The sequence below is a fragment of the Pelagibius litoralis genome (assembly GCF_011683915.1).
Taxonomy (GTDB): Bacteria; Pseudomonadota; Alphaproteobacteria; order Kiloniellales; family Kiloniellaceae; genus Pelagibius; species Pelagibius litoralis.
Genome location: NZ_JAAQPH010000002.1, coordinates 141182 through 164302, shown reverse-complemented (window position 1 = coordinate 164302; position 23121 = coordinate 141182). Strand labels below are relative to the sequence as shown.

The 23121-nt window shown below is 63.5% G+C and carries 21 protein-coding genes and 2 tRNA genes; 4 read left to right on the top strand and 19 right to left on the bottom strand.

All coding sequences use genetic code 11. The annotated features are described in order from the left end of the window. Nucleotides 1-68: 68 nt before the first annotated feature. The 8 genes from HBA54_RS02890 to HBA54_RS02855 form a co-directional block, all read right to left on the bottom strand. Entirely contained in the window at nucleotides 69-1571 is a 1503-nt protein-coding gene (locus tag HBA54_RS02890) for a M81 family metallopeptidase (protein WP_167221178.1), read from the bottom strand. Nucleotides 1572-1586: 15 nt separating this feature from the next. Continuing rightward, nucleotides 1587-3326, bottom strand: coding sequence for a dihydroxy-acid dehydratase (gene ilvD / locus HBA54_RS02885; protein ID WP_167221176.1), 1740 nt, complete (start codon nucleotides 3324-3326; stop codon nucleotides 1587-1589). Between the two features lie 159 nt (nucleotides 3327-3485). Further along, the gene (locus HBA54_RS02880) at nucleotides 3486-4097 is read right to left on the bottom strand and encodes a biotin transporter BioY (RefSeq protein WP_205944377.1); all 612 of its coding nucleotides are present in this window, start codon (nucleotides 4095-4097) and stop codon (nucleotides 3486-3488) included. Between the two features lie 89 nt (nucleotides 4098-4186). Then, the gene (locus tag HBA54_RS02875) at nucleotides 4187-4633 is read right to left on the bottom strand and encodes a DUF6314 family protein (protein WP_240932476.1); all 447 of its coding nucleotides are present in this window, start codon (nucleotides 4631-4633) and stop codon (nucleotides 4187-4189) included. Nucleotides 4634-4638: 5 nt separating this feature from the next. After that, nucleotides 4639-7323, bottom strand: coding sequence for a valine--tRNA ligase (locus HBA54_RS02870; protein ID WP_167221172.1), 2685 nt, complete (start codon nucleotides 7321-7323; stop codon nucleotides 4639-4641). Nucleotides 7324-7464: 141 nt separating this feature from the next. After that, nucleotides 7465-8391, bottom strand: a complete 927-nt coding sequence (locus HBA54_RS02865) for a DUF2497 domain-containing protein (protein ID WP_167221170.1) — start codon at nucleotides 8389-8391, stop codon at nucleotides 7465-7467. A 106-nt stretch (nucleotides 8392-8497) separates the two neighbouring features. After that, nucleotides 8498-9946, bottom strand: coding sequence for a TolC family outer membrane protein (locus tag HBA54_RS02860; RefSeq protein WP_240932475.1), 1449 nt, complete (start codon nucleotides 9944-9946; stop codon nucleotides 8498-8500). A 179-nt stretch (nucleotides 9947-10125) separates the two neighbouring features. After that, a complete protein-coding gene (locus HBA54_RS02855) occupies nucleotides 10126-10782 on the bottom strand; it encodes a protein-L-isoaspartate O-methyltransferase family protein (protein ID WP_167221168.1) in 657 nt (218 codons plus the stop codon). A 273-nt stretch (nucleotides 10783-11055) separates the two neighbouring features. Between HBA54_RS02855 and HBA54_RS02850 the strand changes: the two genes are divergently transcribed. Further along, nucleotides 11056-11129: transfer RNA gene (locus HBA54_RS02850), tRNA-Cys, on the top strand. A 127-nt stretch (nucleotides 11130-11256) separates the two neighbouring features. On the opposite strand, the gene HBA54_RS02845 is transcribed toward HBA54_RS02850, so the two are convergent. Then, the gene (locus HBA54_RS02845) at nucleotides 11257-11400 is read right to left on the bottom strand and encodes a hypothetical protein (RefSeq protein ID WP_167221166.1); all 144 of its coding nucleotides are present in this window, start codon (nucleotides 11398-11400) and stop codon (nucleotides 11257-11259) included. 130 nt (nucleotides 11401-11530) lie between these two features. Here HBA54_RS02845 and HBA54_RS02840 point away from each other — a divergent pair, with 130 nt between their 5' ends. The 3 genes from HBA54_RS02840 to HBA54_RS02830 all read left to right on the top strand — a co-directional run bounded on the left by HBA54_RS02840 (nucleotide 11531) and on the right by HBA54_RS02830 (nucleotide 12757). Then, a complete protein-coding gene (locus HBA54_RS02840; RefSeq protein WP_167221164.1) occupies nucleotides 11531-11809 on the top strand; it encodes a hypothetical protein in 279 nt (92 codons plus the stop codon). A gap of 105 nt (nucleotides 11810-11914) precedes the next feature. Then, nucleotides 11915-11990 (top strand) — tRNA-Asn (locus HBA54_RS02835). A 191-nt stretch (nucleotides 11991-12181) separates the two neighbouring features. Then, nucleotides 12182-12757 (top strand): PAS domain-containing protein, encoded by a 576-nt coding sequence (locus HBA54_RS02830; RefSeq protein ID WP_167221162.1) that lies wholly within the window; start codon nucleotides 12182-12184, stop codon nucleotides 12755-12757. Between the two features lie 29 nt (nucleotides 12758-12786). Here HBA54_RS02830 and HBA54_RS02825 read toward each other — a convergent pair whose 3' ends face one another. From HBA54_RS02825 to HBA54_RS02780, 10 genes are all read right to left on the bottom strand, one after another. Further along, entirely contained in the window at nucleotides 12787-13959 is a 1173-nt protein-coding gene (locus tag HBA54_RS02825; protein ID WP_167221160.1) for an aminotransferase class V-fold PLP-dependent enzyme, read from the bottom strand. 6 nt (nucleotides 13960-13965) lie between these two features. After that, the gene (locus HBA54_RS02820) at nucleotides 13966-15066 is read right to left on the bottom strand and encodes a tryptophan 2,3-dioxygenase family protein (RefSeq protein WP_167221158.1); all 1101 of its coding nucleotides are present in this window, start codon (nucleotides 15064-15066) and stop codon (nucleotides 13966-13968) included. A gap of 88 nt (nucleotides 15067-15154) precedes the next feature. Beyond that, nucleotides 15155-16246, bottom strand: coding sequence for a WD40/YVTN/BNR-like repeat-containing protein (locus HBA54_RS02815; protein ID WP_167221156.1), 1092 nt, complete (start codon nucleotides 16244-16246; stop codon nucleotides 15155-15157). A 12-nt stretch (nucleotides 16247-16258) separates the two neighbouring features. Next, complete coding sequence (locus HBA54_RS02810) at nucleotides 16259-16528, bottom strand: MoaD/ThiS family protein (protein WP_167221154.1); 270 nt, start codon at nucleotides 16526-16528, stop codon at nucleotides 16259-16261. 74 nt (nucleotides 16529-16602) lie between these two features. Beyond that, nucleotides 16603-17475, bottom strand: a complete 873-nt coding sequence (gene rfbA, locus HBA54_RS02805; RefSeq protein ID WP_167221152.1) for a glucose-1-phosphate thymidylyltransferase RfbA — start codon at nucleotides 17473-17475, stop codon at nucleotides 16603-16605. A 25-nt stretch (nucleotides 17476-17500) separates the two neighbouring features. Beyond that, complete coding sequence (gene rfbD, locus HBA54_RS02800; protein WP_167221150.1) at nucleotides 17501-18421, bottom strand: dTDP-4-dehydrorhamnose reductase; 921 nt, start codon at nucleotides 18419-18421, stop codon at nucleotides 17501-17503. Further along, a complete protein-coding gene (gene rfbB, locus HBA54_RS02795) occupies nucleotides 18422-19492 on the bottom strand; it encodes a dTDP-glucose 4,6-dehydratase (RefSeq protein WP_167221148.1) in 1071 nt (356 codons plus the stop codon). Between the two features lie 87 nt (nucleotides 19493-19579). After that, nucleotides 19580-20131, bottom strand: a complete 552-nt coding sequence (gene rfbC, locus HBA54_RS02790) for a dTDP-4-dehydrorhamnose 3,5-epimerase (RefSeq protein WP_437126168.1) — start codon at nucleotides 20129-20131, stop codon at nucleotides 19580-19582. 161 nt (nucleotides 20132-20292) lie between these two features. Beyond that, nucleotides 20293-20538: a hypothetical protein gene (locus tag HBA54_RS02785; RefSeq protein WP_167221145.1), complete on the bottom strand. Its 246-nt coding sequence runs from the start codon at nucleotides 20536-20538 to the stop codon at nucleotides 20293-20295. Between the two features lie 126 nt (nucleotides 20539-20664). Then, complete coding sequence (locus tag HBA54_RS02780) at nucleotides 20665-23019, bottom strand: heavy metal translocating P-type ATPase (RefSeq protein WP_167221143.1); 2355 nt, start codon at nucleotides 23017-23019, stop codon at nucleotides 20665-20667. Nucleotides 23020-23121 lie beyond the last annotated feature (102 nt).

The window sequence follows — 23121 nt, the reverse complement described above, 5'->3', positions numbered from 1 at the left end:
GACTCCACCTCAATGGAATTTCTAGATATAATTGCCTGATCAATGACTTGGTCGACGGATTTGCGGTCTTACGGTTGAAAAACCTCGCCCAGAGGCATGATCCGGAGCCCTGGGCGCAACCGTTGGAAAGGTAACTCCCGGTTGTCGAGAACCACGGGCCCCGGAGAGGCAACCACCAGAATCTCCTCGGCAATCGGCTGGAAATCGGCCCGGAAGTGAACCGAGGACTTCAGGGCGAGAATTTTCTGCTGCGCGGGTTCGACGCCGAGGTGCCGCAGCATCGCCTGATCGGCGAGCTGGATCTTGCTGGAGGCTATCGCCACCTTGACCCCGTCCAGTTCCAACAGGGCGGTTCGGCCAAGCTGCATATGGGCGCCTTTGTAAAACGGGCCAGTGCCTGTCACCCGCCCGTCGCCCAGGCGCAGCACCTTGAAGTCGGCCTGCAGGGGCGCATCGCCGGGAACGCCGGAATGGCCGCCGAGGGTGAGCGAAACCGTCGCCCCCTCACCCGCCGCATGGGCCGCCTCCGCCGCTGCCGGGTCATAGAGATTGGCAACGACCGCTCCTTCGGCCCGCTGCGCCAGAAGCGCCCGCAGCAAACCGGTGGTATCGGAATTGGCGCCGCCGCCGGCATTGTCCTGGGCGTCGGCCAGCACCACCGGCTTGTTGGCCCCGGCGGCAAGCCGCATGGCTTCGCGCACTGCCTCGTCGGCGGGCAGAGCCACAAGGGCAAAGGCCTCTTCACGGCCCAGCGCCGCGTCATAGAGCGCCTCGGCGGCGGCATCGGCTGCCGCCTGCGTATCGCCGTAGGCCACAAGCGACGCGCCGGCATCCGGAAAGTCTGCCGGGCAGAAGCCGCAGGCAAAAGAAATTGCGCTCACCCCCGGCGCCTTGGCAAGACGCCGGACCTCGGCATAAACCGCCTGCGCGGGACCGTGCAGCGTGCAGCCGCTGGTCAGCGGGATCATGAAGGGCAGTTGGCGGAAGGCCTTGTGGCGCCCGCCCCCGCCGTCGATCAAGGCATCGAGCTGCGCCGCCGAGCGCTTGCCGGTCGCCGCCATGTCGACATGCGGATAGGTGCGGTAAATCTCCAGGCAGTCGGCATGCTCGACCATCTCCGCCGTCACATTGGCATGAAGATCGAGACTGACGACGATCGGCAGACCGAGGCCGACGGCCGCGCGGATACGCCTGAGCATCTCGCCCTCGCCGTCGTCGACATGCTCGGCCACCATCGCGCCGTGCAGATCGAGATAGAGGCCATCGAGGTCTTCAAGCTTCTCCAGGTCTTCGACGATCTGTCCGACGACGCGCTCGTAAGCGTCCTCGGTCACATGGGCCGAGGGGGTCGCCTGGGTCCAGGCGAGCGGCACCAGCGTGTGGCCTTGCGCCTGCGCCGCCTCGACAAAACCGGCGATGCCGATATTGATGCCGGCCACCGCCTCGAACAGTCCCTCGCCCCGCGTCAAGCCCGGCCAGGCGCCGGGCCGCAGGAAATCGTCATAGGTCGCCTTGGAGGGGGCGAAGGTATTGGTCTCGTGCTGAAACCCGCCGACCGCGATGCGCGCCATGGTGCCCCGCGACCGTCAGATGTCGGCGTAGACGTGTTTCTCCGCCTGGGCGCCGGGGTGGGTCACCGCCCCCTTGTAAGCCGGGCCGACGGTGGCTGCATAGCGCCAGATCGCCCCGGACTGATAATCGTGTTCGCGCGGCTGCCACTTGGCCTTACGGGCCTCCAGGTCCTCGTCGGAAAGGGCCACATCGAGGGTGCCGGCCTCGGCATCGATGGTGATCATGTCGCCGTTTTCCAGCAGGCCGATGGGGCCTCCGACAGCCGCTTCCGGGCCCACATGGCCGATACAGAACCCGCGTGTCGCGCCTGAGAAACGCCCGTCGGTGATCAGCGCCACCTTGTCGCCCATGCCCTGGCCGTAGAGCGCCGCCGTGGTCGACAGCATCTCCCGCATGCCGGGGCCGCCCTTGGGGCCCTCGTAACGGATGACCAGCACTTCGCCTTCTTCGTATTCGCGGTTCTCGACCGCCTTGAAGCAGTCTTCTTCGCATTCGAAAACCCGCGCCGGGCCGGTGAACTTCTGGTTCGTCATGCCGGCCACCTTCACGATGGCCCCTTCCGGCGCCAGGTTGCCGCGCAGGCCGACCACACCGCCGGTCGGCGTGATGGGATTGCTGCAGGACCGCACGATGTCCTGGTCTTCGGGCAGGGTGACGCCTTCCAGGGTCTCCGCCAGGGTCTTGCCGGTGACGGTCGGGCAGTCGCCATGCAGGAATCCACCGTCGAGCAGCGCCCGCATGATCACCTGCACGCCACCGATCTCGTAGAGATCCTTGGCCACATAGCGGCCACCGGGCTTCAGGTCGGCGATATAGGGCGTCGAGCGGAAAATCTCGGCCACTTCCTGCAGGTCAAAGTCGATCCCCGCCTCATGGGCGATGGCCGGCAGGTGCAGCCCGGCATTGGTCGAGCCGCCGGAACAGGCCACCACCCGCGCCGCGTTCTCCAGCGACTGGCGGGTAACGAGGTCGCGCGGGCGGATACCCTGGGCCAGGGCATGCATCACCGCCTGGCCCGAGGCCTCGGCATAGGCGTCGCGGGATTCATAGGGCGCCGGAGCACCGGCTGAGCCCGGCACGGCGAGGCCCAGGGCCTCGGAGACACAGGCCATGGTGTTGGCGGTGAACTGGCCGCCACAGGACCCGGCCGAGGGGCAGGCCACGCATTCAATCTGGTGCAGTTCCTCATCCGACATGTTGCCGGCCGAGTGCGCGCCCACCGCCTCGAAGACGTCCTGCACCGTGATGTCCTTGCCTTTGTGGCGGCCCGGCAGGATCGACCCGCCGTACATGAAGACCGAGGGCACATTCAAGCGCACCATGGCCATCATCATGCCGGGCAGCGACTTGTCGCAGCCGGCCAGGCCAACGAGGGCGTCGTAGCAATGGCCGCGCATGGTCAACTCGACGGAATCGGCAATCAGATCGCGGCTCACCAGTGACGACTTCATGCCCTGGTGGCCCATCGCGATGCCGTCGGTGACGGTGATGGTGCAGAATTCGCGGGGGGTGCCGGCGGCGGCTTTGACCCCGAGCTTTACCGCCTGGGCCTGGCGCGACAGAGAGATGTTGCAGGGCGCCGCTTCGTTCCAGCAGGTCGCCACCCCGACGAAAGGCTGGGCGATCTCTTCATCGGTCATGCCCATGGCGTAGTAGTAGGAGCGATGGGGTGCGCTCTCCGGCCCGACCGAGACATAACGGCTGGGCAGTTTCGACTTGTCGAAATTCGGATTGGGCTTGGAATCGAGCGGCATGACCTTAGGGCTCCCTCACTGATCGCGTTCTGTGTTTGTCTATTTTGGCAGAGGATAGCGGGCGGTCTGCCCCGTCACCACCGCGAATTATGCATGCGGCCATGCGCGAAGGGGCCGGCGACCGCCGACCCCTCCGGAAACGAAAACAGGCGATGCCCGCTAGCGGAATTTGGCCAGCAGCTTCCAGGCCACCGGCAGGCTGGCCGCAACCAGCGCCATCTTCAGCAGATCGCCGGGAATGAAGGGGATCAGGCCCCAGGCCAAAATCGGCTTGTCCCAACCGAACAGCACGCCGAGCCAGAACAGTCCCGGCAAATACATGAGGACGCTGGCGATCAGCATGGCAAGGCCGGCCGTGAAGACGTTGCGGTCCCAACCGCGCTCGGCCAAGCCGCCGCAGGCCGCCGCCGCCAGAACGTAACCCAGCAGGTAGCCGCCGGTCGGGCCAGCCATGTAGAGCAGGCCAATACCCTTTTCCGGCGTTCCGGCGAAGACCGGCAGACCCATGGCCCCTTGGGCCAGATAGAGCAGCACGGTGACGGCGCCGAGCCGCCAGCCGTAGGCCATGCCGATGGCCAGGACGCCGAAGGTCGTCATGGTCAGGGGCACGGGATAGAACGGCACCTGGATCTTGGCGCAGGCCCAAAGCAGCAGGGAACCGACAACTGCGAGCAAGCTGGACCGCAGAAGTCCGTTCATCTCGCCCAACTTCCCATGGCTCGGCCAAAGCGCCGATACCAGTGTTCCCTGTTTCAATTGCAAAGCCGTCATCTGTGCCGCTCCCTTTCGTTCCTCGTGTAACTCTCATGCCCTGTTACTGACTGCTATACCCTCTGCAACCGCTGCCCGCCAAGCCTCTCTTACGCTCTCCGGCGATAGAGGCTGTCGAGCAGCAGGTCTTTGCGCGGCCCCTTCACACACCAGACGACGCGCCAGGCATTCGCCCCCAGCGCCCTGAATTCACCGCCGTAGTCGTCTTCACCACAACGATGCTTACAGGTCCATATTCCGTCGGCCAGGTTCAGGTCGTGGAAGAATCGCCCATCGGTAAAGTGCACCGTCGCCCGCCCCGGCACCGGAAAATCATAGCGGTAGGCCTGATGGGTCGCGCCCCGATGGGCGCCGAGGGTCAGCATGCCCTCCTCGTTGTAGTCCAGTCCCTGGTCCCGCGCGACAAAGCGACCCTCGCCCAGAAGCTCCCCGGTCTCGTTCCGGAGGCGGTCTTCCACTTGCCGGGAAAGCTCCCAAATTCCATCAAAAAAACTCTTCAGGTCATTGACTATGAATAATTTTTTTGATCTTTCCATCTCACCTAGACACCGCCAAGGCGTTCCAGAGCCGTCTGCAGCTTGTCCATGGTCTGCTGGCTGTCGGCAAGGCGTTCGCGCTGCTCCGCCACCACTTCCGCCGGCGCTTTGGCCAGGAACTGGTCGTTGGAGAGCTTCTTGTCGAGCTTGCCGATCTCGCCCTTCAGCTTATCCATCTCCTTCTTCAGGCGGGCCTGTTCCTGACCGATGTCGATAACATCCGCCAGCGGCAGCACCAGGGTCGCCTCCTCCAGCACATCCTGAACCGACCCGTCCGGCACCGGCTGATCGAAGGCGATCGTCTCCACCCGCGCCAGGGTCTGAATAAGCGCCTGATGGTCGCCGACCCGGGCCTTGGAGATATCCGAGGCCTCGTTGACGATAAGCGCGATGCGCGCGCCCGGCGGCACGTTCATTTCCGAACGGACCGCGCGGATCTGACCGATCATGCGCACCACCCAGTTCAGCGCGGCATCCGCCTCCGCATCCACCAGAGCTTCCGGGAAACCGGGCCAGGCCGCGGTGGTCATCAGCTCTTTCTCGCCGTTACCCGTCTGCAGCCAAAGCTCCTCTGTCAGGAAAGGCATGATGGGATGGGCCAGGAAGAGCGCCTTGTGCAGCACCCAGAGCGCGGTCGCGCGGGTCTCCGCCTTCGCCGCCTCGTCGTCGCCCTGGAACAACGGTTTGGCGAATTCCAGATACCAGTCGCAGTAGGTGTGCCAGACGAACTGATAGATCGCCTGCGCCGCCTCATTGAAACGGTAGCTCTCAATCGCCTGGCGCACTTTCGGCTCGACCTGCGCCGCCTGGCTGACGATCCAGCGATTGACGCGTTGCCGGTTGTCAGCCGGATCGAAATCCGCACCATAGGCGCAGTCGTTCATCTCGCAGAAGCGCGCCGCGTTCCAGATCTTGGTGCAGAAGTTGCGGTAACCCTCAATCCGGCTCTCCGCCAGCTTGATGTCCCGGCCCTGAGCGGCCAGGGCGGTCAGCGTGAAGCGCACGGCATCGGCGCCGAACTTGTCGATCAGTTCCAGCGGGTCGACGACATTGCCCTTGGACTTCGACATCTTCTGGCCCTTTTCGTCGCGGACCAGGGCGTGAATGTAGACGGTGTGGAAAGGCACCTCCCCGTCCATGAACTCCAGCCCGCTCATCATCATCCGGGCCACCCAGAAGAAGATGATGTCGAAGCTGGTGACCAGCACGTCGCCGGGATAATAGCGCTTCAGGGCCTTGGTATTCTCCGGCCAGCCGAGGGTCGAAAAAGGCCAGAGCGCCGAGGAAAACCAGGTATCCAGAACATCGGTGTCGCGGGTGAGGTCCACCGGCTTGCCATAGTGGGCCTCCGCCGCCTTGGCCGCCTCGCCTTCGTCATGAGCGACGAAAACCTCTCCATCCGGCCCATACCAGGCCGGGATCTGATGACCCCACCAGAGCTGGCGCGAGATGCACCAGGGCTGAATGTTGCGCATCCACTCGTAGTAGGTCCGCTCCCACTGCTTGGGCACGAAGACCGTGCGGCCGCTTTCCACCGCCTCGATCGCCGGCTTGGCGAGCGTTGCCGCGTCGACATACCACTGGTCGGTCAGGTAAGGCTCAATCGGCACGCCGGAGCGGTCGCCGTGCGGCACCGTATGGCGGTGATCGTCGATCTTCTCCAGAAGGCCCTCGGCCTCCATGTCGGCGACGATGCGCCTGCGCGCCTCGAAGCGCTCAAGACCGCGATAAGCCTCCGGCACGGAATCGCTCAGATGCGCATCACGGTCGAAGACATTGATCATCTCAAGGCCGTGGCGCTTGCCCACCTCGAAGTCGTTGAAGTCGTGCGCCGGCGTGATCTTCACCGCACCGGAACCCTGCTCCGGATCGGCATAGTCGTCGGCCACGATGACGATGCGTCGGCCGACCAGCGGCAGGATCGCATGTTTGCCGACCAGATCCCTGTAGCGCTCGTCCTCCGGATGGACCGCCACGGCGGTATCGCCCAGCATGGTCTCCGGCCGGGTCGTCGCCACGGTGATGAAGCGGCCTTCCTCGCCCTCGATCGGATACTTGAAGTGCCAGAGATGACCGTTGATTTCCTTCTGCTCCACCTCCAGGTCGGAAATCGCGGTGTGGAAGCGCGGGTCCCAGTTGACCAGCCGCTTGTCGCGGTAGATCAATTTCTTCCGATAGAGGGTTACGAAGACCTTCAGCACCGCCTCGGATAGGCCTTCATCCATGGTGAAGCGTTCACGCGACCAGTCGCAGGAGGCACCCAGGCGCCGCAGCTGCTTCAGGATGATGCCGCCGGATTCCTCGCGCCACTCCCAGACCCGCTTGATGAACTCCTCACGGCCGATCTGCTGAGAATTGCCGGGTGCCAGGGGCATGCCCCGGTCGAGTTCGATCCCTTTGGCGCCAAGCTGGCGTTCCACCACCATCTGGGTGGCAATGCCGGCATGATCGGTCCCCGGCTGCCAGAGCACATCGCGCCCCTGCATCCGCTGATAGCGCACCAGAATGTCCTGGATGGTGTTGTTCAGCGCGTGGCCGATGTGCAGGCTGCCCGTTACATTGGGCGGCGGAATCATGATGGTGAAAGGCTTCTTGGTCTCGTCGAACTGCGCGGCGAAGGCTTTGGCCTCCTCCCACCGCGCATATTGACGATCCTCGACCTCCTGCGGCCGATATGTCTTATCCAGCATTGCTGGCCATCCTCTTGATGTGTCGCAAGGCGCGCTCAACAGCACGCCGCGATGAAATGTCGGGATGTGGATATCAGATGGTAAGGCTAAGCGCCATACAGCAGGCACCATCCGGTGGGCAGCCTATGCGGCGGCCCGGGCCTACTGATCCTCGGCGCGTCGTACCATCTTCTTGATCTCCTCACGAACGATCCGTTCTACCAGATCGGGGAGATTATCGTCCAGCCAGCCTTTCAGCTCGGGCACCAATGACTGGCGAACCAGTTCCTCAAGGGTCCTGCCGCCGCCGATGGCAATGCCGTCCGGCTGCTGGTTGGCCATGGCCGCCTTGGTGACCGCGGCAAGAGACGCCGTTGCCGCCGCCGCCGTGACAGCGGAGACAATCTCGCTGTCCTGGCCGGCGGGGGCCAATTCGGTTCCCGGCTCCTCAGCCGCCGCAGCGACCTCGGATTCCGGTTCGGCTTCGGGCTCAGGTTCGGCTTCCGCCTCGGGTTCAGGCTCAGGTTCTGCTTCTGGCTCAGCCGCAGCTTCGGGCTCAGGCTGAGGCTCCGGCTCGGCTGCCGCTTCAGGTTCCGGCTCAGCCGTGGCTTCGGGCTCTGGCTCGGGTTCCGGCTCCGCTACCGCTTCAGGCTCCGGCTCGGCCTCAGGTTCCGGTTCGGCTGCCGCTTCGGCTTCTGGCTCCGGCTCAGCCGCCGCTTCAGGCTCTGAAGCTTCCTGCTCCAGATCGACAACACTGCCGTCTTCTTTGACCATTTTGGTGAGATCGAGAATGTTGTCGGCACCCTGGGGCGGAGGCCCCGCCGCCGGCGCCGGTTCGGGCGCCGATTCGGCTTCCGCCGCTGCCGGCGCAGCTTCCGCCTGTGGCTCGGGTGCGGGCTCCGGGTCAGCCGCAGGCTCAGGCGCCGGAGCCGGGGCGTCCGGTTTCGCCGCCGCTTGGCTGTCGGTGGCGGGCTCAGCCTCGGCTTTATCTTTGGCTGCCGTCTCTTCGTCCGGCTCGTCCTCAGATATAATTCGCCGGATGGAGGCGAGAATTTCCTCCATTGTCGGTTCGTTTTGTTCTTCCGGCATGCTTATGTCACCAAGCCCCCTAAGGCCCAGAAAGTCTTATTAACAGAACGATCTTGTAACACTGCATAGGGGGAAAGCGGAAATTTTCTGTTAACCAAAAGACGGATTATTCGGTAACGCCCTCAGCAGCACCGGGGGCCGTGAGGCCGAACCAAGTGTCCCTGACCTCGCGATAGTCTGTCTCAGGGTCGTAGATTTCCGCCGTCAGGCCAAGATCAGCCGCCGTCAGCCGTCCAACTGCCGTCAGAACCTGATAACTGGCCACAACCTCATCGCGCTGGGCACCGACCAGATTGACCTGGGCATCCAAAAGCTCCTGCTCGGCGTCCAGAACATCCAGAACCGTACGTGCGCCCACGGCATTTTCCTGGCGTACGCCTTCCAGGGCGATCTCGTTGGCCCGCACGGACTGCTGAAAAGCCTCGATCTGGGCGCGGGCCGTTTCCAGGCTTTCCCAGGCCGAAATCGCATCTTCACGCGCCTGACGCAGCGCTTCGCGAACCTGCAAGCGGCGCTGACTGGCCACCTGCTTGGATTCCCGCACCCGGCTGGATACCGAGCCCTGCTGATAGAGCGGGACCCGCACCAAAGCCAGCACCTCGGCGCTGCGGCTTTCGCTGGCCCGGGTAGAGCCTTCGTGCTGGTAGCTGAGCTGACCCTGAAGGTTCACCTCCGGCAGAAGCTCGCCCTCTACCTCACGGACGTTGCGCAGAGCGGCCAGTTCGGTGAATTGAGAGGCCAGAACGGCCGGGTTGGCGACTTCCGCGTCGGAAATGACCGATTCCTGATCGGCCGGCAGGCTTCCGGGCCGAGTCGGTTGGTCCAGGATCTGCGGCAAAACACCGACAACGTTCTCGAAAGTCGCCCGGCTGGATGTCAGATTGCCCTGCGACTGGATCCGATCGGCGGTTGCCGTGGAAAGCCGGCTTTCCGACTGGGCCACGTCGGTGCGGGTCACCTCACCCACCTCGAAGCGATCCTGCGTTGCCTCCAGCTGGCGTGCCAGAACCTGCTCATTGTTCAGGTTCAGTTCCAGCACCGACTGATCGCGCCAGACATCGGCAAAGGCCGAGACGGCATCGAACAACACGGACTGCTCCGTGTCGGCCAGATTAGCGCGCTGAGCGAGGACTTCGTTCTCGGCCCGGTCGGTTCCGGCAACGGTACGCCCGCCGCGATAGAGCGGCTGGGTAAGTGTCAGATCACCGGTCACCGGACTGCGGCCCACACCATCCCTTTCGGTCGGCTGCTCGAAACTGTCGGTCGCCTGTCCCGCACTGCCCTGGGCTTCCAGAAAGGGACGCCAATTCGACAGCGCCTGGGGTACCCGTTCATTGATCGACCGGAGTTCGGCGCGTGCCGCGCTCAGGGTCGGATTGGACTGGTACGCCTGGACCAGCGCTTCGTCCAAGGTCTGTGCCTGGGCGACATTCAGCGGGAACGCCAGGCCCGCCAGCATGGCCGCGGCCACAGCAAGGCCAACGGTCGGGTTGGGAGTCATGCGGCGCTTTCCTGCCTGAAGCTCACTACGCCAGGCAACGGTCACTGATCTCATGCGAGATTCTCTCCCTGCTTTTTTCGCGGGGCGCGGCATCGAAGCGCCCATCAAGATTGCATCGAAGACACCAAATTCCGAAGGCCACCCTGCGCCCCCCAGACAGTCAGCTCACGCCCTTTATCGCGGGCGGAACGCTTCACCAACGGCTCGGCCGCCGGACAGGCGGCACGGACAAGCTAAAAGACGAAACCTGCTTCTCGCTCGAAACCCGGCAAGAGCGGTACCGCCGCATCGAACAAAACACGCGCCGAATAGACCTCGCCGGACCGCTGAACCAGGGTTGCCCGACCAATCCCCGATTCATCGACGACAACCGCCGCCAGGCGGCCACCCTCGGCCAACTGTCCCTTGAGCGCCGCCGGCACCTCGCTCACCGCCCCCTGAAGCAGGATTACGTTGTAGGGCGCCTGCTTGGCATAACCGTTTTCCAACGGCCCTTCGACGATCACTGCGTTGTCCATATCCAGGGCGTTGAGCGTGTGGTTGGCCTGATCGACCATGGCGCGGTCGTGATCCAGACCGACAACCGTCTCGGCCAAACCGGCCAGCACCGCTGTCGAGTAACCGGTCGCACAACCGATATCCAGCACCATATCACCGGGCCCGGGCGCGACGGCCTGCAGCAGGCGGGCCAGCACCATGGGCTCCATAAGATAACGACCCGGAGAAACTTCCAGATCCTCGTCGACATAAGCGATACCGCGCATGGCATCGCCCACGAACCGCTCGCGCGGCATCGCCTCAAAGGCTTCTATGACACGCGTATCCGTCACCTTGTTGGTGCGGATCTGGCTTTCAACCATATTCAGGCGGGCAGCTGCAAAATCAACCATGTCACCTTCTATGCGCCTGGCTATGCCCCTGGCTTTACCGGGGCTATGCCTTGGTTCTATCCATGCCGGAGTTCTACGCTCAAGCCATGGACCCGACGTCCACCCTATGAGATGGGTTTATAGGCGCGAAGGTCAAAGAAAACAACGGATCAGAAAGCCGCGCCAGCTTAGAAACCCGACCCGGCCGGCGCGCGCAAAAGACTGCCGCACCGGCGGTGGCTGCCAGCTTGACCAAGCCCGGGGCCGGCAGTATAGCTTCTGCCCGCTTGCCATGGCCCGGTGGGAGAGTGGTTATCCAGAGGATTGCAAATCCTTGCACGCCGGTTCGATTCCGGCCCGGGCCTCCAAGCGTCTCGCGCCTTCCCAAACCCCAACGCCAGCCGGCCTCAGGTCAGGGCGCCCGGCTTACTGCCGAAAAGCCCCTTACCTTGTCTGGAATCAGCCGAGGGGCGTCCGGCCGATTCCCGGTCCGCGCTACTGCGCCATGGCGAGCAAGAGGCTGTACCAGCCATAGCCGACAGCACTGAAGAAGAATGCGAAGGTGCCAAAAGCCGCCAGGCCCGTCGCCAGGCGTTCCCAAAGTGACGGCTCGATCTCGTTCATATCGAAACTGGCCATGCCCTGCTCCTCCTTTTGAAGTCTTCAACCGCCGGGCCTGCCGATCTGCCCCGCCGTAGGAATGGGGAGACTATCCGGCTTGTGCTGTCACAGCAAGAACAAAACACGAACATCTGGTTTTCATTAACAGATGGCTAAGGATATCCGTACACTATATCGCTCTGCCAAGGGGCCCGGTTCCCGGCGGACAGCGCTTTTCGCGGTTGGTACAGCAAGGGGAGAGCAAGCGATCAGAAGCGATATCCTCACCTGCCTGCCCGACCGGCTTCACCCGGTCAGTCAGATGTTTCTGGAGCGCTGGCTGTCCGGTGATATGACCACGGCGGACTTCCTGCGCTGGTTCCATATGCCGAATTCGTCTTATCTGTCCGTCGCCGAGTGCGTCCTGGCGGTGGTCGCCGGGGCCTAAGGAAAGCACCAAAGAAATGCTGCAAAATCTTTGCAGCCGCGTCAGTGTTTTGATATAACCGCGCTTCGCCGACGCAGGGAGACCTGCTAGACGAGCAAATCCTGATCCGCGGTAGCTCAGTTGGTAGAGCAGGTGGCTGTTAACCACCTTGTCGCAGGTTCGAGTCCTGCCCGCGGAGCCAATAAGACGAAAAAGGGACGCAGTTTCATAGCTGCGTCCCTTTTTCCATGTTGATGAGGGCCGTACGGCCCAGGGTCCCTCCGTGAGCCACAGGACCCATCCGTAAGCACTGCATATTGTGGTATAGAGAACGGCCTTTTCGATTCGCCGCATGAGGGTCCCCGAAGCAGCCAGAATTGAGCGCCGCAAGCCATGTCGACCTTGCCCAGGTGGCGTGAAGCCGCCGACAGAGCAAAAAACTACCTAGCCAGCGCCGAGGCGGCCCAACTGCTTGAAACCTGGACCGCGGCGGGCAGCACAACCCAACCGCCGCGGCGCGACGAGATGAGGCCGGAAAACTTTCCCGCCCTCCTCCCCGACCTCTGGCTGATGGACTTCGAGCCGGAGAGCAAGCAGCTACGCTACCGCCTGGAAGGCGAACATATCCGCGCGCGCTACGACCAGTCGCTGGTCGGCCGGGACCTTGTGGATACCATCGCGCCGGAAGCGCTGGAACGGGTCCGGCGTTATTTCCTCGCCTGTGTGGAACAGCCCGCCATCTGCTTGGTCATCGGCCGCCTTTATCATGAATGGAACCAACCGGGCTACGGCGAACGCATGCTGTTGCCGCTCTTTTCAGAGGCCGGCAGCCCCTCGGGGCTGATCGGGATCACAATCTGCAAGGAAACCTTTGCGGACCGGAAGCTCGCCGAGGAGCGGGCCAAGCGGCTCACCTGCATCCTGCCCCTGGACGGCGAAGAACCCTACGAACAGAATTGGCCGGGGTAGAAATGGGCCCAGCAGAAACAGCCCGGGCATCAGAGCGCAGCGATGCGATCGAGCAGCTGCGCCACATCCGTCTCATCCTGATAGATCCCGAACCCAAAGCGCAGGCGCGATCCACGATGATCGGTGATCACCTCGGCCGCCATCAGACGCGCCTGCAACGCCGCTGCCTGCTCTGCCGCCAGATCGAAGGTGAGAAACTGTCCGCAGGAAACATCGCGCGGGTCGAGCAACAGGCTGCCAAGCGGCAACACAGCTGGTGACAGACGCTCCAACCCTTCGATAAACCGACACTGCAGCGCCAGCGCGTGGGCATGAATCTCGCCGGCCCCAAGGCCGAGATCGTCCAGCAGCGAAAGAACCGCCCGCAGACGATAGATCCCGACGGGATCGAAGGTGGCGCCGAGAAAACGCCGGCCGTCAGCAGCATAGGCCACACCCTCCCCGGCCATCTGTTCCAAAGCCCCGAAAGCCGCATACCATCCGGTATTGCGCGGACGCGGGCCGTATCCGTCGGGCGCGTGGAGGAAGCACACACCCTCTCCCGCCATGGCATATTTGTAGCCGCCGGAGAGGTAGAAAATACGACCCTCGACAGGCCCGAGATCGGTCGGGCGCGCCAGGAAACCGTGATAGCCGTCGACAACGATAAAGGTCTCGTCATCCGGCAGGGACCGCACCAGATCCTCGAGGGCGGCAATCGCAAAACCTGAATTGAAGAACACCTGACTGACGAAGATCAGGTCGTAGGTGCCTTTTTCGGCCGCCGCCGCAAAGCGCGAAGCAAAGTCGGTAAAAGGTTCGACCGGCACCCGTGTGACGTCGGCCAATCCTTCTTCCTCCAGCCGCGCCACCTGCCGGGTAAAGCTGTAAAACTCGCTGTCGCTGCAAAGTATCCGCGGCGCTCGATCAACCGGCAGGCATGACAGCAGGCGACAGAGCAACTCGTGGGTATTGGGGGCAAAGGCGATTGTATCCGGCGATGACAGCCCCAGCACCCGGGCGATGGCCTGTTGGGTCTGCGGCATCACTTCGCCGAAAACCCGTTCCCACTTGCGATCCGCCAGCCGCGCCGCGTCCTCCCAGCAGGCGGCCTGGGCGTCGAAGGTGACGTCAGGCCAGAGATGGTGACTGTGCGCCGCAAAGTGGAGCCGCCCGGGCGCCGCCTGCAGGGATCGGCTGAAGTGGGCTTTGTGATTTGTCACCGGCGGTCAGTCCTTCGGCGCCGCGTAGCCATAGCCCATGGCACGGCGTAGCTCGTCGGGCAGCGGCGGCAGCGCCGAACGCGGTATCAGGAATGTCGAGAGGGCGAAAAGATCGCCGAACACGCGGTAGCGTTTTGCCGCCTCGCTCAGATAGTCGTGCCCGGAGGAACCGCCGGTTCCAAGCTTCCTGCCGATCATGCGCTGCGCCATCAGGGCATGGCGGTAACGCCAGGCGGTCATGGTCTCGTCGATATCCATGAGCAGGCTCAACAGCCGGAAGGGAAGCTGCAGAACAGGTTCGTCGCGATAAAGGGTAACGAAGAGGGCCGCCTGCAGGGCGCCCAGGGAAAACCGCCAGGCCCCCTGCTCCACAAGGGCGGCATGGCGCGCCTCGTCGTAGATCGCCTCAAAGCGCTCCTGTGCCGCCTCCAGCCCCGCCAGTCCGGCTTCGCGCTCCATCGCCCCGATCGTGGGGTTGTCGCGCAGGATCGCCGCGTCGCGCGCCAGCATATCGGTGACGGCGGCGCGGTAACTTTCCTGAAAGCGGTAGCCGCCGATCTCGACGAAGGGGGTACGGCCCAGCCAGACCTCGATCCGGTCGCTCAGGCTCGGCACAGCTTCAGCCGCCTGGACCCGCGCCCGGTCGGTTTCGTTCAGGCGGCTGTCATAGGGCTTGTCGTCCGGCGTAACCCGGTCGCCGCGCCGCAGACCGAGCCCGATTTCGATAAGGCGGAACTGCAGCGACTGGAAGCCGGAGGACGGAAACAACAGGTCCCGGAATTCCAGAAAGTCCTGCGGCGTCATCGTCTCCAGCACATCAAGCTGGCCGATGACCAGCTTCAGGATGCGCTCGATCCGCTGCAGGGCCGCAACGGCACGGCCGATATCGCGGTCGTCGACATTGGCGTTGGCAAAGATACCGTCGACCAGGGCCAGTTCGTGCAGGATCTGCTTGAACCACAGCTCGTAGGCCTGGTGAACGATGATGAAAAGGAGCTCGTCATGCGCCGGCCGGCCAAGCCGCTCGCTCTCCGGCGCCTGGGCCGAAAGCAGCCGGTCGAGCTGAAGATAATCGGCGTAGTAGATCGGCTTCTTCTCTTCGCTCACGGAGCCATCCCTTCAGATGATGCGGCAGCGGATACAGCGAAACGCGATTCGCCTCCTGGATCAAGTGGCCCTGATGAAACCGCGCTGCTCAGGCGGTACAGAAAACCACCTGGTTGATCGGCGGCAGATGCCCGGACAGCAATGACCAACTCTCGCCGCCGTCGCGCCCGAGCCAAAGCGCACCGGTGGTCGATCCCATCGCCAGGCGCTCTCCCCTGTCGTCAACGCTGAAAGCATGCCGATAAACGAGATCGAAGGCCGTCGTCTCCGGTAAACCACGAGTCAGGGTCTCAAAAGAGTCGCCGCCGTCGCGGGTGCGGGTCACCACGAAACACCCATCAACAGGCACGCGGCACTCGTCCTTCACCGCAGGAACGAACCAGGCGGTCTTCGGATCGGCCGGGTGCGCAGCCACCGCGAAACCGAAACCCGACGGACGAACGTTATCGATGGAAACGAAAGTCCGCCCGCCGTCGTCGGAACGGAAAATGCCGCAATGATGCTGACACCATAGTGTTTCCGGCGCTGCGGCGCAGAAAGCCAAGCGATGCGGGTCCTGGATGCTCGGATCGTCTCTGCGATCCGGCGGCATGTAGTCCGCCGCCAGACCCTTGCCGCCGATCTGCCAGGTCGCCCCATCATCTTCGCTGAGCCAGACCCCGCCGCAGGAAATACCGACCGTCAACCGCCGGCTGTCGCGCGGGTCAACGACAATGGAATGAATGCCCGGTTCATCATAGCCGCCGCCGAACCAGTCGCTGCGTGAGGGCTGGTTCCACAGCGCCTCCACCAGCTGCCAGGTCTCGCCGCGATCGTCGGAGCGGAAGAGCGCGCCGGGCAGCGTGCCGGCCCAAAGGCGGCCCGCCTGATCATCACCCCCGGGTTCAAGCGTCCATATGAAAGTGACGCTGGGGGCATCCGCCCCATTCCCGGGTGCGGCCTGTGCAAAGGCCGGCAGAGGCAGCTCCTTCCAGGTCGCACCAAAGTCCTCGGAGCGGTGCAGCTTGGAGCCGAAATGACCAAGGTTGAGGGCGGCATAGAGGGTGCCGTCGCGGCGGTCGTGAAGGACCGCGCTCACCGGGTCGCCCAGAAAACCAAGGCAGCGCGGCGCGCCTTCAGCGCCAGCGCTGTCCACAGCAAAGAGACCCTTGCGGGTCGCCACAAGCAGATCCTCTGTCATCGCAGCTCCTCTCTATCCCCCGGAAAGCGCCTGAAAGACAAACACTTCATCATCGTTCGCAATGGGATCGCTGAGCCCGGCGCGGTCCGCGATCATGACATTATTGACGAAGACATTCACATGGCGCCGCAGCCGGCCCTGGTCATCGACGATATAAGACCGCAGTTGAGGGCGCTGGTCGAAAACGGCGGCAAGAACCTCCCCGACCCGATTGCCGCCAACCTCCAGGGTCGGGCAGTCAAGATGACGCTGCAGGTTCGCCGTGAAAGTAACGCGCGGCATGACTGGGCTCCCAAACCGGAAGCCTGCCCTGCCTGAAGATAAATTTCAATCTTAGTGCAAAACCAAGACGCGCATCAGCCCTGCCCTTCGGCGATGCGCAGCAGGTACTCGCCGTAATCGTTTTTGCGCAGGGGCTCGGCCAGTTTCATCAGGGCTTCGGCGGTGATGAAGCCCTTGCGGAAGGCGATTTCCTCGACGCAGGCGATCTTCAGGCCCTGGCGGTGCTCGATGGTCTGCACAAACTGTGCGGCATCGATCAGGCTGTCGTGGGTTCCGGTGTCCAGCCAGGCATAGCCGCGCCCCAGACGCTCGACCTGTAAACGCCCGGCATCGAGGTAGCGGCGATTGAGGTCGGTAATCTCCAACTCGCCGCGCGGCGACGGCGCCAGCTCGGCGGCGATGTCGGCGACCTGATCGTCATAGAAATAGAGGCCGGTGACCGCGAAACGCGACTTCGGTTCCGCCGGCTTTTCTTCCAGGCTGACGGCCTGGCCCGCTGCATCGAATTCGACGACGCCGTAGCGCTCGGGATCGGAAACCTGATAGCCGAAAACGGTTGCGCCCTCGCGCAGTGTAGAGGCCCGCATCAGGATCTCCTGCAGGCCCTGTCCGTAAAAGATGTTGTCGCCCAGGATCAGGCAACAAGTGTCGGCGCCGATGAAGTCCCGCCCAATCAGGAAGGCCTGGGCCAGGCCCTCCGGCTTCGGCTGTACGGCGTAGCTGAGGGAGATGCCCCACTGGCCACCGTCGCCCAGCAGGTTATGAAAGAGCGGCGCGTCGTGCGGCGTGGTGATGATCAGAATGTCGGTGATTCCCGCCATCATCAGAACGGAAAGCGGATAGTAGATCATCGGCTTGTCGTAGACAGGCAGAAGCTGCTTGCTGACCGCCAGGGTGACCGGGTGAAGCCGCGTGCCCGCACCGCCGGCAAGGATAAGACCTTTCATCGTATTTCCTCTTCCTGGCCTTCTTCTAGGCCCGTCCGGCCGATGAGACACGTTCGCCGCCCTGCAACTCGCGCAGCACATCGCGCAACCCCTGGCGCCAGTCGATGGCCGACTGATGAAAGCGCGCCTGGAAGCCCAGGCAGTCGAGGGTCGAGTCAGGCGGCCGGCGGGCCGCCGTCGGATAATCCTCGGTGGCTATTGGCTTCAACAGCGGTCCGACCTCTCCGGTCAAAGCCTTCTGCTCGGCAAAGATGGCTCTGGCGAAGTCGTACCATGTGGTCCGTTCACTGCCGCAGCAGTGATAGGTTCCCCAGGGCGCCTCGGCCAACCTTGCCCCAACCGCAAGAACAGCGCTGGCAAGGCTCAGCGCCGGGGTCGGACAGCCGAACTGATCGGCGACCACGGAAAGCTCCCTGCGTTCGCGGCCCAGGCGCAACATGGTCTTCACGAAGTTCGACCCCTGCGCCCCAAACACCCAGGAGGTCCGCAAAATCACGTGCCTGTCGCAGGCCTGCCGGACCGATACTTCGCCGGCCGCCTTGCTGCGGCCATAGACACCCAGCGGCGTGACCGGATCGGTTTCGACATAGGGCGCGCCCTTGGTGCCGTCGAACACATAGTCGGTGGAAAGATGAACCAGGGCCGCCCCGGCATCGCGGCAGGCCTCGGCGATGAAGCCGGGCCCGTCACGGTTCACAGCCAGGGCCTGCCCCTCCTCTTCCATCTCCGCGCGGTCCACGGCGGTATAGGCCGCGGCATTGACGACCAGCGAGAAGCCGCGGTCGACGACACTGCGCACCGCAAGGCGATGGGTGATGTCGACAGCCTCGCGCGTCACCGACGTCAGGGGCAGGCCGCGCGCCTTGGCAAGCCGCTCGATCTCACGGCCAAGCTGGCCGCCGCCGCCGAGCAGCAGAATCTTATCTTGTCGCTTGTCTTCCGGCACTTATCCCGCCTTCTTGGGCTTGCTCAGCCCCAGGCGCTCGCCCTGATAGCGGCGGTCCAGGATGCCCTGCCACCAGGCCTCGTTATCGAGATACCAGTCCACCGTCTTGCGCAGCCCGCTGGCAAAGCTTTCCTGCGGGCGCCAGTCGAGTTCGCCGCGCAACTTCGAAGAGTCGACCGCATAGCGCAGGTCATGCCCCGGCCGGTCGGTGACAAAGGAAATCAGATCGCGCCGGGAGCCGCCCTCGCCGCCCGGACGCAATTCATCCAGAAGATCGCAGATCATGCCGACCACATCGATGTTCCGTTCCTCGCTGTCGCCCCCGACGTTATAGGTCTCGCCCACCCGGCCCTGCGTCAACACGGTCACCAGCGCGCGGGCGTGGTCTTCGACATGCAGCCAGTCGCGTATGTTCTCGCCCTTCCCATAGACCGGGAGGGCTTTGCCCTTCAGCGCATTGATGATCATCAGGGGGATCAGTTTCTCGGGAAACTGATAAGGCCCGTAGTTGTTGGAGCAGTTGCTGGTCACCGCGGGCAGGCCGTAGGTCTTGTTCCAGGCACGGACCAGATGATCGGAAGAGGCCTTGCTGGCGGAATAGGGAGAGTTCGGCTGATAGGGCGTTTCCTCGGTAAACTGCCCCACCGCACCCAGCGCACCGAAAACCTCGTCCGTCGAGATGTGATGAAAACGAAACCGTGCCTGATCCTCGCCTTCCAGCTCCCGCCAAAAGGCCGTCGCGGTTTCCAGAAGACGATAGGTCCCGACGACATTGGTCTGAATGAAGTCCCCGGCGTCGTCGATCGAACGATCGACATGAGATTCCGCCGCCAGATGCATCACCGCCGTCGGGCGATGAGCGGCAAAAACCGCCTGCAGCGCAGAGGCGTCGCAGATATCGACCTGCTCGAAGGCATAGCCACCGGCGTCGGCCCAGTCTTCGAGTGCCTCCGGCGTTGCCGCATAGGTCAGCTTGTCGACGTTCACGACCTCGGCCGTCCCGTCCGATAGAAGCTGGCGAATAACCGCGGAGCCGATAAAGCCGGCGCCGCCGGTAACCAGGATTTTCATTCAGCGCTCTCCGAAACGGGCCGCAAAAACCGGCAGGGCGGCCCGCAAAAACTCCAATGAAACTCTCAAGAAGGTCGTCTAAACCATTCACTCATATTCGAAAACCCTTGATAATTCCCTTAGCGGCGGAAATCCTCGATCGCGCTCGGAAAGGATTGCCTCGTCATCGCCGACAGGCCAGGAAATCTCGAGATCGGGATCGTTCCAAAGTACCCCCTGCTCTGCCTGTGGCGCGTAGTAGTCCGTCACCTTGTAGAGAACCTCAGTAGCGGGCTCCAGGGTGCAGAAGCCGTGTGCAAAGCCGGCCGGTATGAAAACCTGGTTCCAGTCCGCCGCTGAGACCGTCGCAGAGACATGTTTTCCATAACTGGGCGAGCCCCAGCGCAGGTCGACCGCAACATCGAAGACAGCCCCGCGGATCACACGCAACAGCTTGGCCTGGGCGTGCGGCGCGACCTGGAAGTGCAGGCCGCGAACGGTTCCGGTTTCGGCGGAGAGGGACTGGTTGTCCTGGACGAAATCAAGATCGATCCCGGCTTCGCGCAGGGCACGCTTGTTGTAGGTTTCGGAGAAGAATCCGCGATGATCGCCATGCTTGACCGGCCGAAGGATGCGCACCTCCGGTATTTCCAAAGCCACCTGCTCCACCAGTCAAAACCCTTCGCGTCAGCACCCAAACCTTACGGATCGTCCCGGATCATACGACCGGCCATCCGATTCTGCAGCCCGATCATACTGTATTTGCTGATGTATCGGTTCTTTGGAATTACGCCCCGGAACAACCCGGCGTTCGCCGAGACCTAGAGCAGATCCCCGACCGGCCGCTTGGTCATGGACATGACCTCTATTCCCTGTTGCAGCAGATAGCTTTCCGCCGCCGCCCGGGCCGTCGCATGGGTGTCTTCGAAACCCTCGGCGTAGAACTCGCCTTCCAGCTCCCAGGTGACCCGCCAGCGATAGCCGCTCCGGCCCATCGGCCGGCCCAAGGGTCCCGGGTTGCCGGGCCAGGGCTCGACCACGAGGTTATAGTTCTTGAGACCGTGCATCCGACCAGTCCCGCCCCTAGTTTGGCGCCCCTTGTTTGGCGCAGGCCGCTGCAATCAGCCACCCGGACAATCACTATAGTCGATCCGTCGTGATCCGTTGATCGAAAAAGTTTAGATCAAGGATCGCTAAAGCCGCTGCCGATGCAACCTAAGGGCATTGCCGATGACCGAGACGGAGGAAAGGCTCATGGCCGCGGCCGCGATCATGGGGCTCAATAGCCAGCCGGTCAGGGGATAGAACAGACCGGCAGCCAGGGGCACGCCCAGTCCGTTGTAGAGAAAAGCAAAGACAAGGTTCTGGCGGATGTTGCCGAGGGTCGCACGGCTCAGCTTGCGCGCCACCAGCAAGCGGCCGAGATCGCCCTTCAGCAGAGTGATGCCCGCCGCCTCGATAGCCACGTCCGCCCCGCCGCCCATGGCGATGCCGACATCGGCCTGGGCCAGCGCCGGGCCGTCGTTCACACCGTCGCCCGCCATGGCAACCACCCGCCCCTGCTCCTGCAGCGCCTTCACAAGATCGGCTTTGTCTCCCGGCAGGGTTCCGGCGAAAACCTGGTCGATGCCAAGTTCGTCGGCCACGGCCCCGGCCACCGGCGCCGTGTCACCCGTCACCAGCACAATGCCAAGGCCATCGCGGCGCAGACCGGCGATCGCCGCCGCCGTCGTTTCTTTCAATGCATCCGCAATGGCGACAATCCCGAGCAACTGCCCGCCCTGCGATACCCAGACAACGCTCTGGCCCTTGGTCTCAAAGATACTGGCTTCCGCCTTGAGCGCGGCAACATCGATGCCCTGTTCCGAAAACCAGCTCGCCGCGCCGACCCGCAGGCTTGCCGTCCCGAAAGCAGCTTCCACTCCCTTACCCGGAACGGCGCGGAAATCCGTGATCGGCAACAGCGTCAGACCCTTGTCCTCCGCCGCGGCGGCAACGGCACGCGCCAGAGGGTGTTCGCTATAGTGTTCCAGGCTGGCGGCGATCTGCAGCAGGCGGTTTTCCGTGCCTGGCTCCACGCTTCTGATCGCGACCACCGACGGGCGGCCTTCGGTGAGGGTGCCGGTTTTATCGAGCAGCAGGGTGTCGGCCTGCGCCAAACGTTCCAAAGCCGCTGCGTCCTTCACCAGCACGCCCAGACCGGCACCGCGCCCGACCGCCACCATGATCGACATCGGCGTGGCGAGACCGAGCGCGCAGGGACAGGCGATGATGAGCACCGAGACGGCGGCGACAATGGCGTAGGCGAATGCCGGCGGTGGACCCAGCGTGAGCCAGAGCAAGAAGCTTACAACCGCCACCAGCACCACCAGGGGCACCAGATAGGCCGCGACCTTATCCGCCTGACGCTGTGCCGGCGCGCGGCTGCGCTGCGCCTCCCCGACCAACTTCACGATCTGCGCCAGGATCGTATCCCGCCCGACCCGCTCGACCCTGAAAACAAGGCTGCCACTGGTGTTCAAAGTGCCGCCGGTAACCGAATCGCCGGGTCGTTTGGTTTGCGGCCGGGCTTCACCGGTCAGCATCGATTCATCGACCGCGCTTTCGCCCTCGACCACGATGCCGTCGCTCGCCAGTTTCTCGCCCGGCCGCACCATAACCAGATCGCCGGGCTGCAGGGCGTCAACGGGCAGGTCCTTATGGCCGCCGTCACCGTCCAGAACGCGGGCGGTTTTGGGCGCCAGATCCAACAGGGCGCGTAAAGCACCGCCGGTGCGCTCACGCGCCCGCAGCTCCAGAACCTGACCCAGCAGCACCAGCGTGATGATAACGGCAGCCGCCTCGTAGTAGACCGCGACCTGACCGTCTGTATTCTGAAAACTCTGGGGAAACAGGCCTGGTGCGACGGTTGCGACAAGACTGAACAGGAAGGCCGCCGACGTCCCCAGGGCAATGAGGGTGAACATGTTCAGATTGCGGGTTCTGACCGAGGCCCAACCGCGCTCGAAAAACGGCCAGCCGGCCCAGAGAACCACCGGTGCCGAAAGTGCCAGCTGCACCCAGTTCGTCCAGGCCGGCGGCAAAATCGCCCAGCCGAAGAGATGCTCCCCCATGACCAGAACCACCAAGGGCAAACTCAAAACCGCCGCGCCCCAGAAGCGCCGGGTCATGTCCTCCAGCTCCGGGTTCGGGCCGGCCTCCTGGCTGATCTCCTTGGGCTCCAGCGCCATGCCGCAGATCGGGCAGGTGCCCGGGCCTTCCTGTTCGATTTCCAGATGCATGGGACAGATGTAAATCGCATCCGCCGCGGCGCTGCTGGCCGCTACCTTGCCCGAGAGAATGGCCTCAGGCGCGCGGCGGAACTTCTCCTGGCATCGCGCGCAGCAGAAAAAATAGGTCTTCTCCGCATGGTCATGGCGGTGAGCGGCGTTGTCGGGGTCCACCGCCATGCCGCAAACCGGATCCAGGACCCGACCCGCCATCTCGCCGCTCTCCTGTGCCGCCGTCGCACCGTGGTCGCCGCAGCCGGGATTTGCGCTTGCTTCCATTTGATGAGGCCATCTCAATGAGTTATCGACCCCTCTGATGTGGTGCTTCCAGTGACTGGAAGGTCAAGCGGTGATTGCAGATCGATCGCCACGCCGAGGCGC

Coding starts and splice junctions, on each gene's coding strand:
- HBA54_RS02880 (WP_205944377.1), bottom strand. CDS start 4,097: ATGACGGCTTTGCAATTGAAACAGGGAACACTGGTATCGGCGCTTTGG.
- HBA54_RS02780 (WP_167221143.1), bottom strand. CDS start 23,019: ATGGAAGCAAGCGCAAATCCCGGCTGCGGCGACCACGGTGCGACGGCG.
- ilvD (WP_167221176.1), bottom strand. CDS start 3,326: ATGCCGCTCGATTCCAAGCCCAATCCGAATTTCGACAAGTCGAAACTG.
- HBA54_RS02855 (WP_167221168.1), bottom strand. CDS start 10,782: ATGGTTGATTTTGCAGCTGCCCGCCTGAATATGGTTGAAAGCCAGATC.
- HBA54_RS02840 (WP_167221164.1), top strand. CDS start 11,531: ATGGCTAAGGATATCCGTACACTATATCGCTCTGCCAAGGGGCCCGGT.
- HBA54_RS02870 (WP_167221172.1), bottom strand. CDS start 7,323: ATGCTGGATAAGACATATCGGCCGCAGGAGGTCGAGGATCGTCAATAT.
- HBA54_RS02830 (WP_167221162.1), top strand. CDS start 12,182: ATGTCGACCTTGCCCAGGTGGCGTGAAGCCGCCGACAGAGCAAAAAAC.
- HBA54_RS02860 (WP_240932475.1), bottom strand. CDS start 9,946: ATGAGATCAGTGACCGTTGCCTGGCGTAGTGAGCTTCAGGCAGGAAAG.
- HBA54_RS02890 (WP_167221178.1), bottom strand. CDS start 1,571: ATGGCGCGCATCGCGGTCGGCGGGTTTCAGCACGAGACCAATACCTTC.
- HBA54_RS02875 (WP_240932476.1), bottom strand. CDS start 4,633: ATGGAAAGATCAAAAAAATTATTCATAGTCAATGACCTGAAGAGTTTT.
- HBA54_RS02815 (WP_167221156.1), bottom strand. CDS start 16,246: ATGACAGAGGATCTGCTTGTGGCGACCCGCAAGGGTCTCTTTGCTGTG.
- HBA54_RS02845 (WP_167221166.1), bottom strand. CDS start 11,400: ATGGCCAGTTTCGATATGAACGAGATCGAGCCGTCACTTTGGGAACGC.
- HBA54_RS02865 (WP_167221170.1), bottom strand. CDS start 8,391: ATGCCGGAAGAACAAAACGAACCGACAATGGAGGAAATTCTCGCCTCC.
- rfbA (WP_167221152.1), bottom strand. CDS start 17,475: ATGAAAGGTCTTATCCTTGCCGGCGGTGCGGGCACGCGGCTTCACCCG.
- HBA54_RS02785 (WP_167221145.1), bottom strand. CDS start 20,538: ATGCACGGTCTCAAGAACTATAACCTCGTGGTCGAGCCCTGGCCCGGC.
- HBA54_RS02810 (WP_167221154.1), bottom strand. CDS start 16,528: ATGCCGCGCGTTACTTTCACGGCGAACCTGCAGCGTCATCTTGACTGC.
- rfbB (WP_167221148.1), bottom strand. CDS start 19,492: ATGAAAATCCTGGTTACCGGCGGCGCCGGCTTTATCGGCTCCGCGGTT.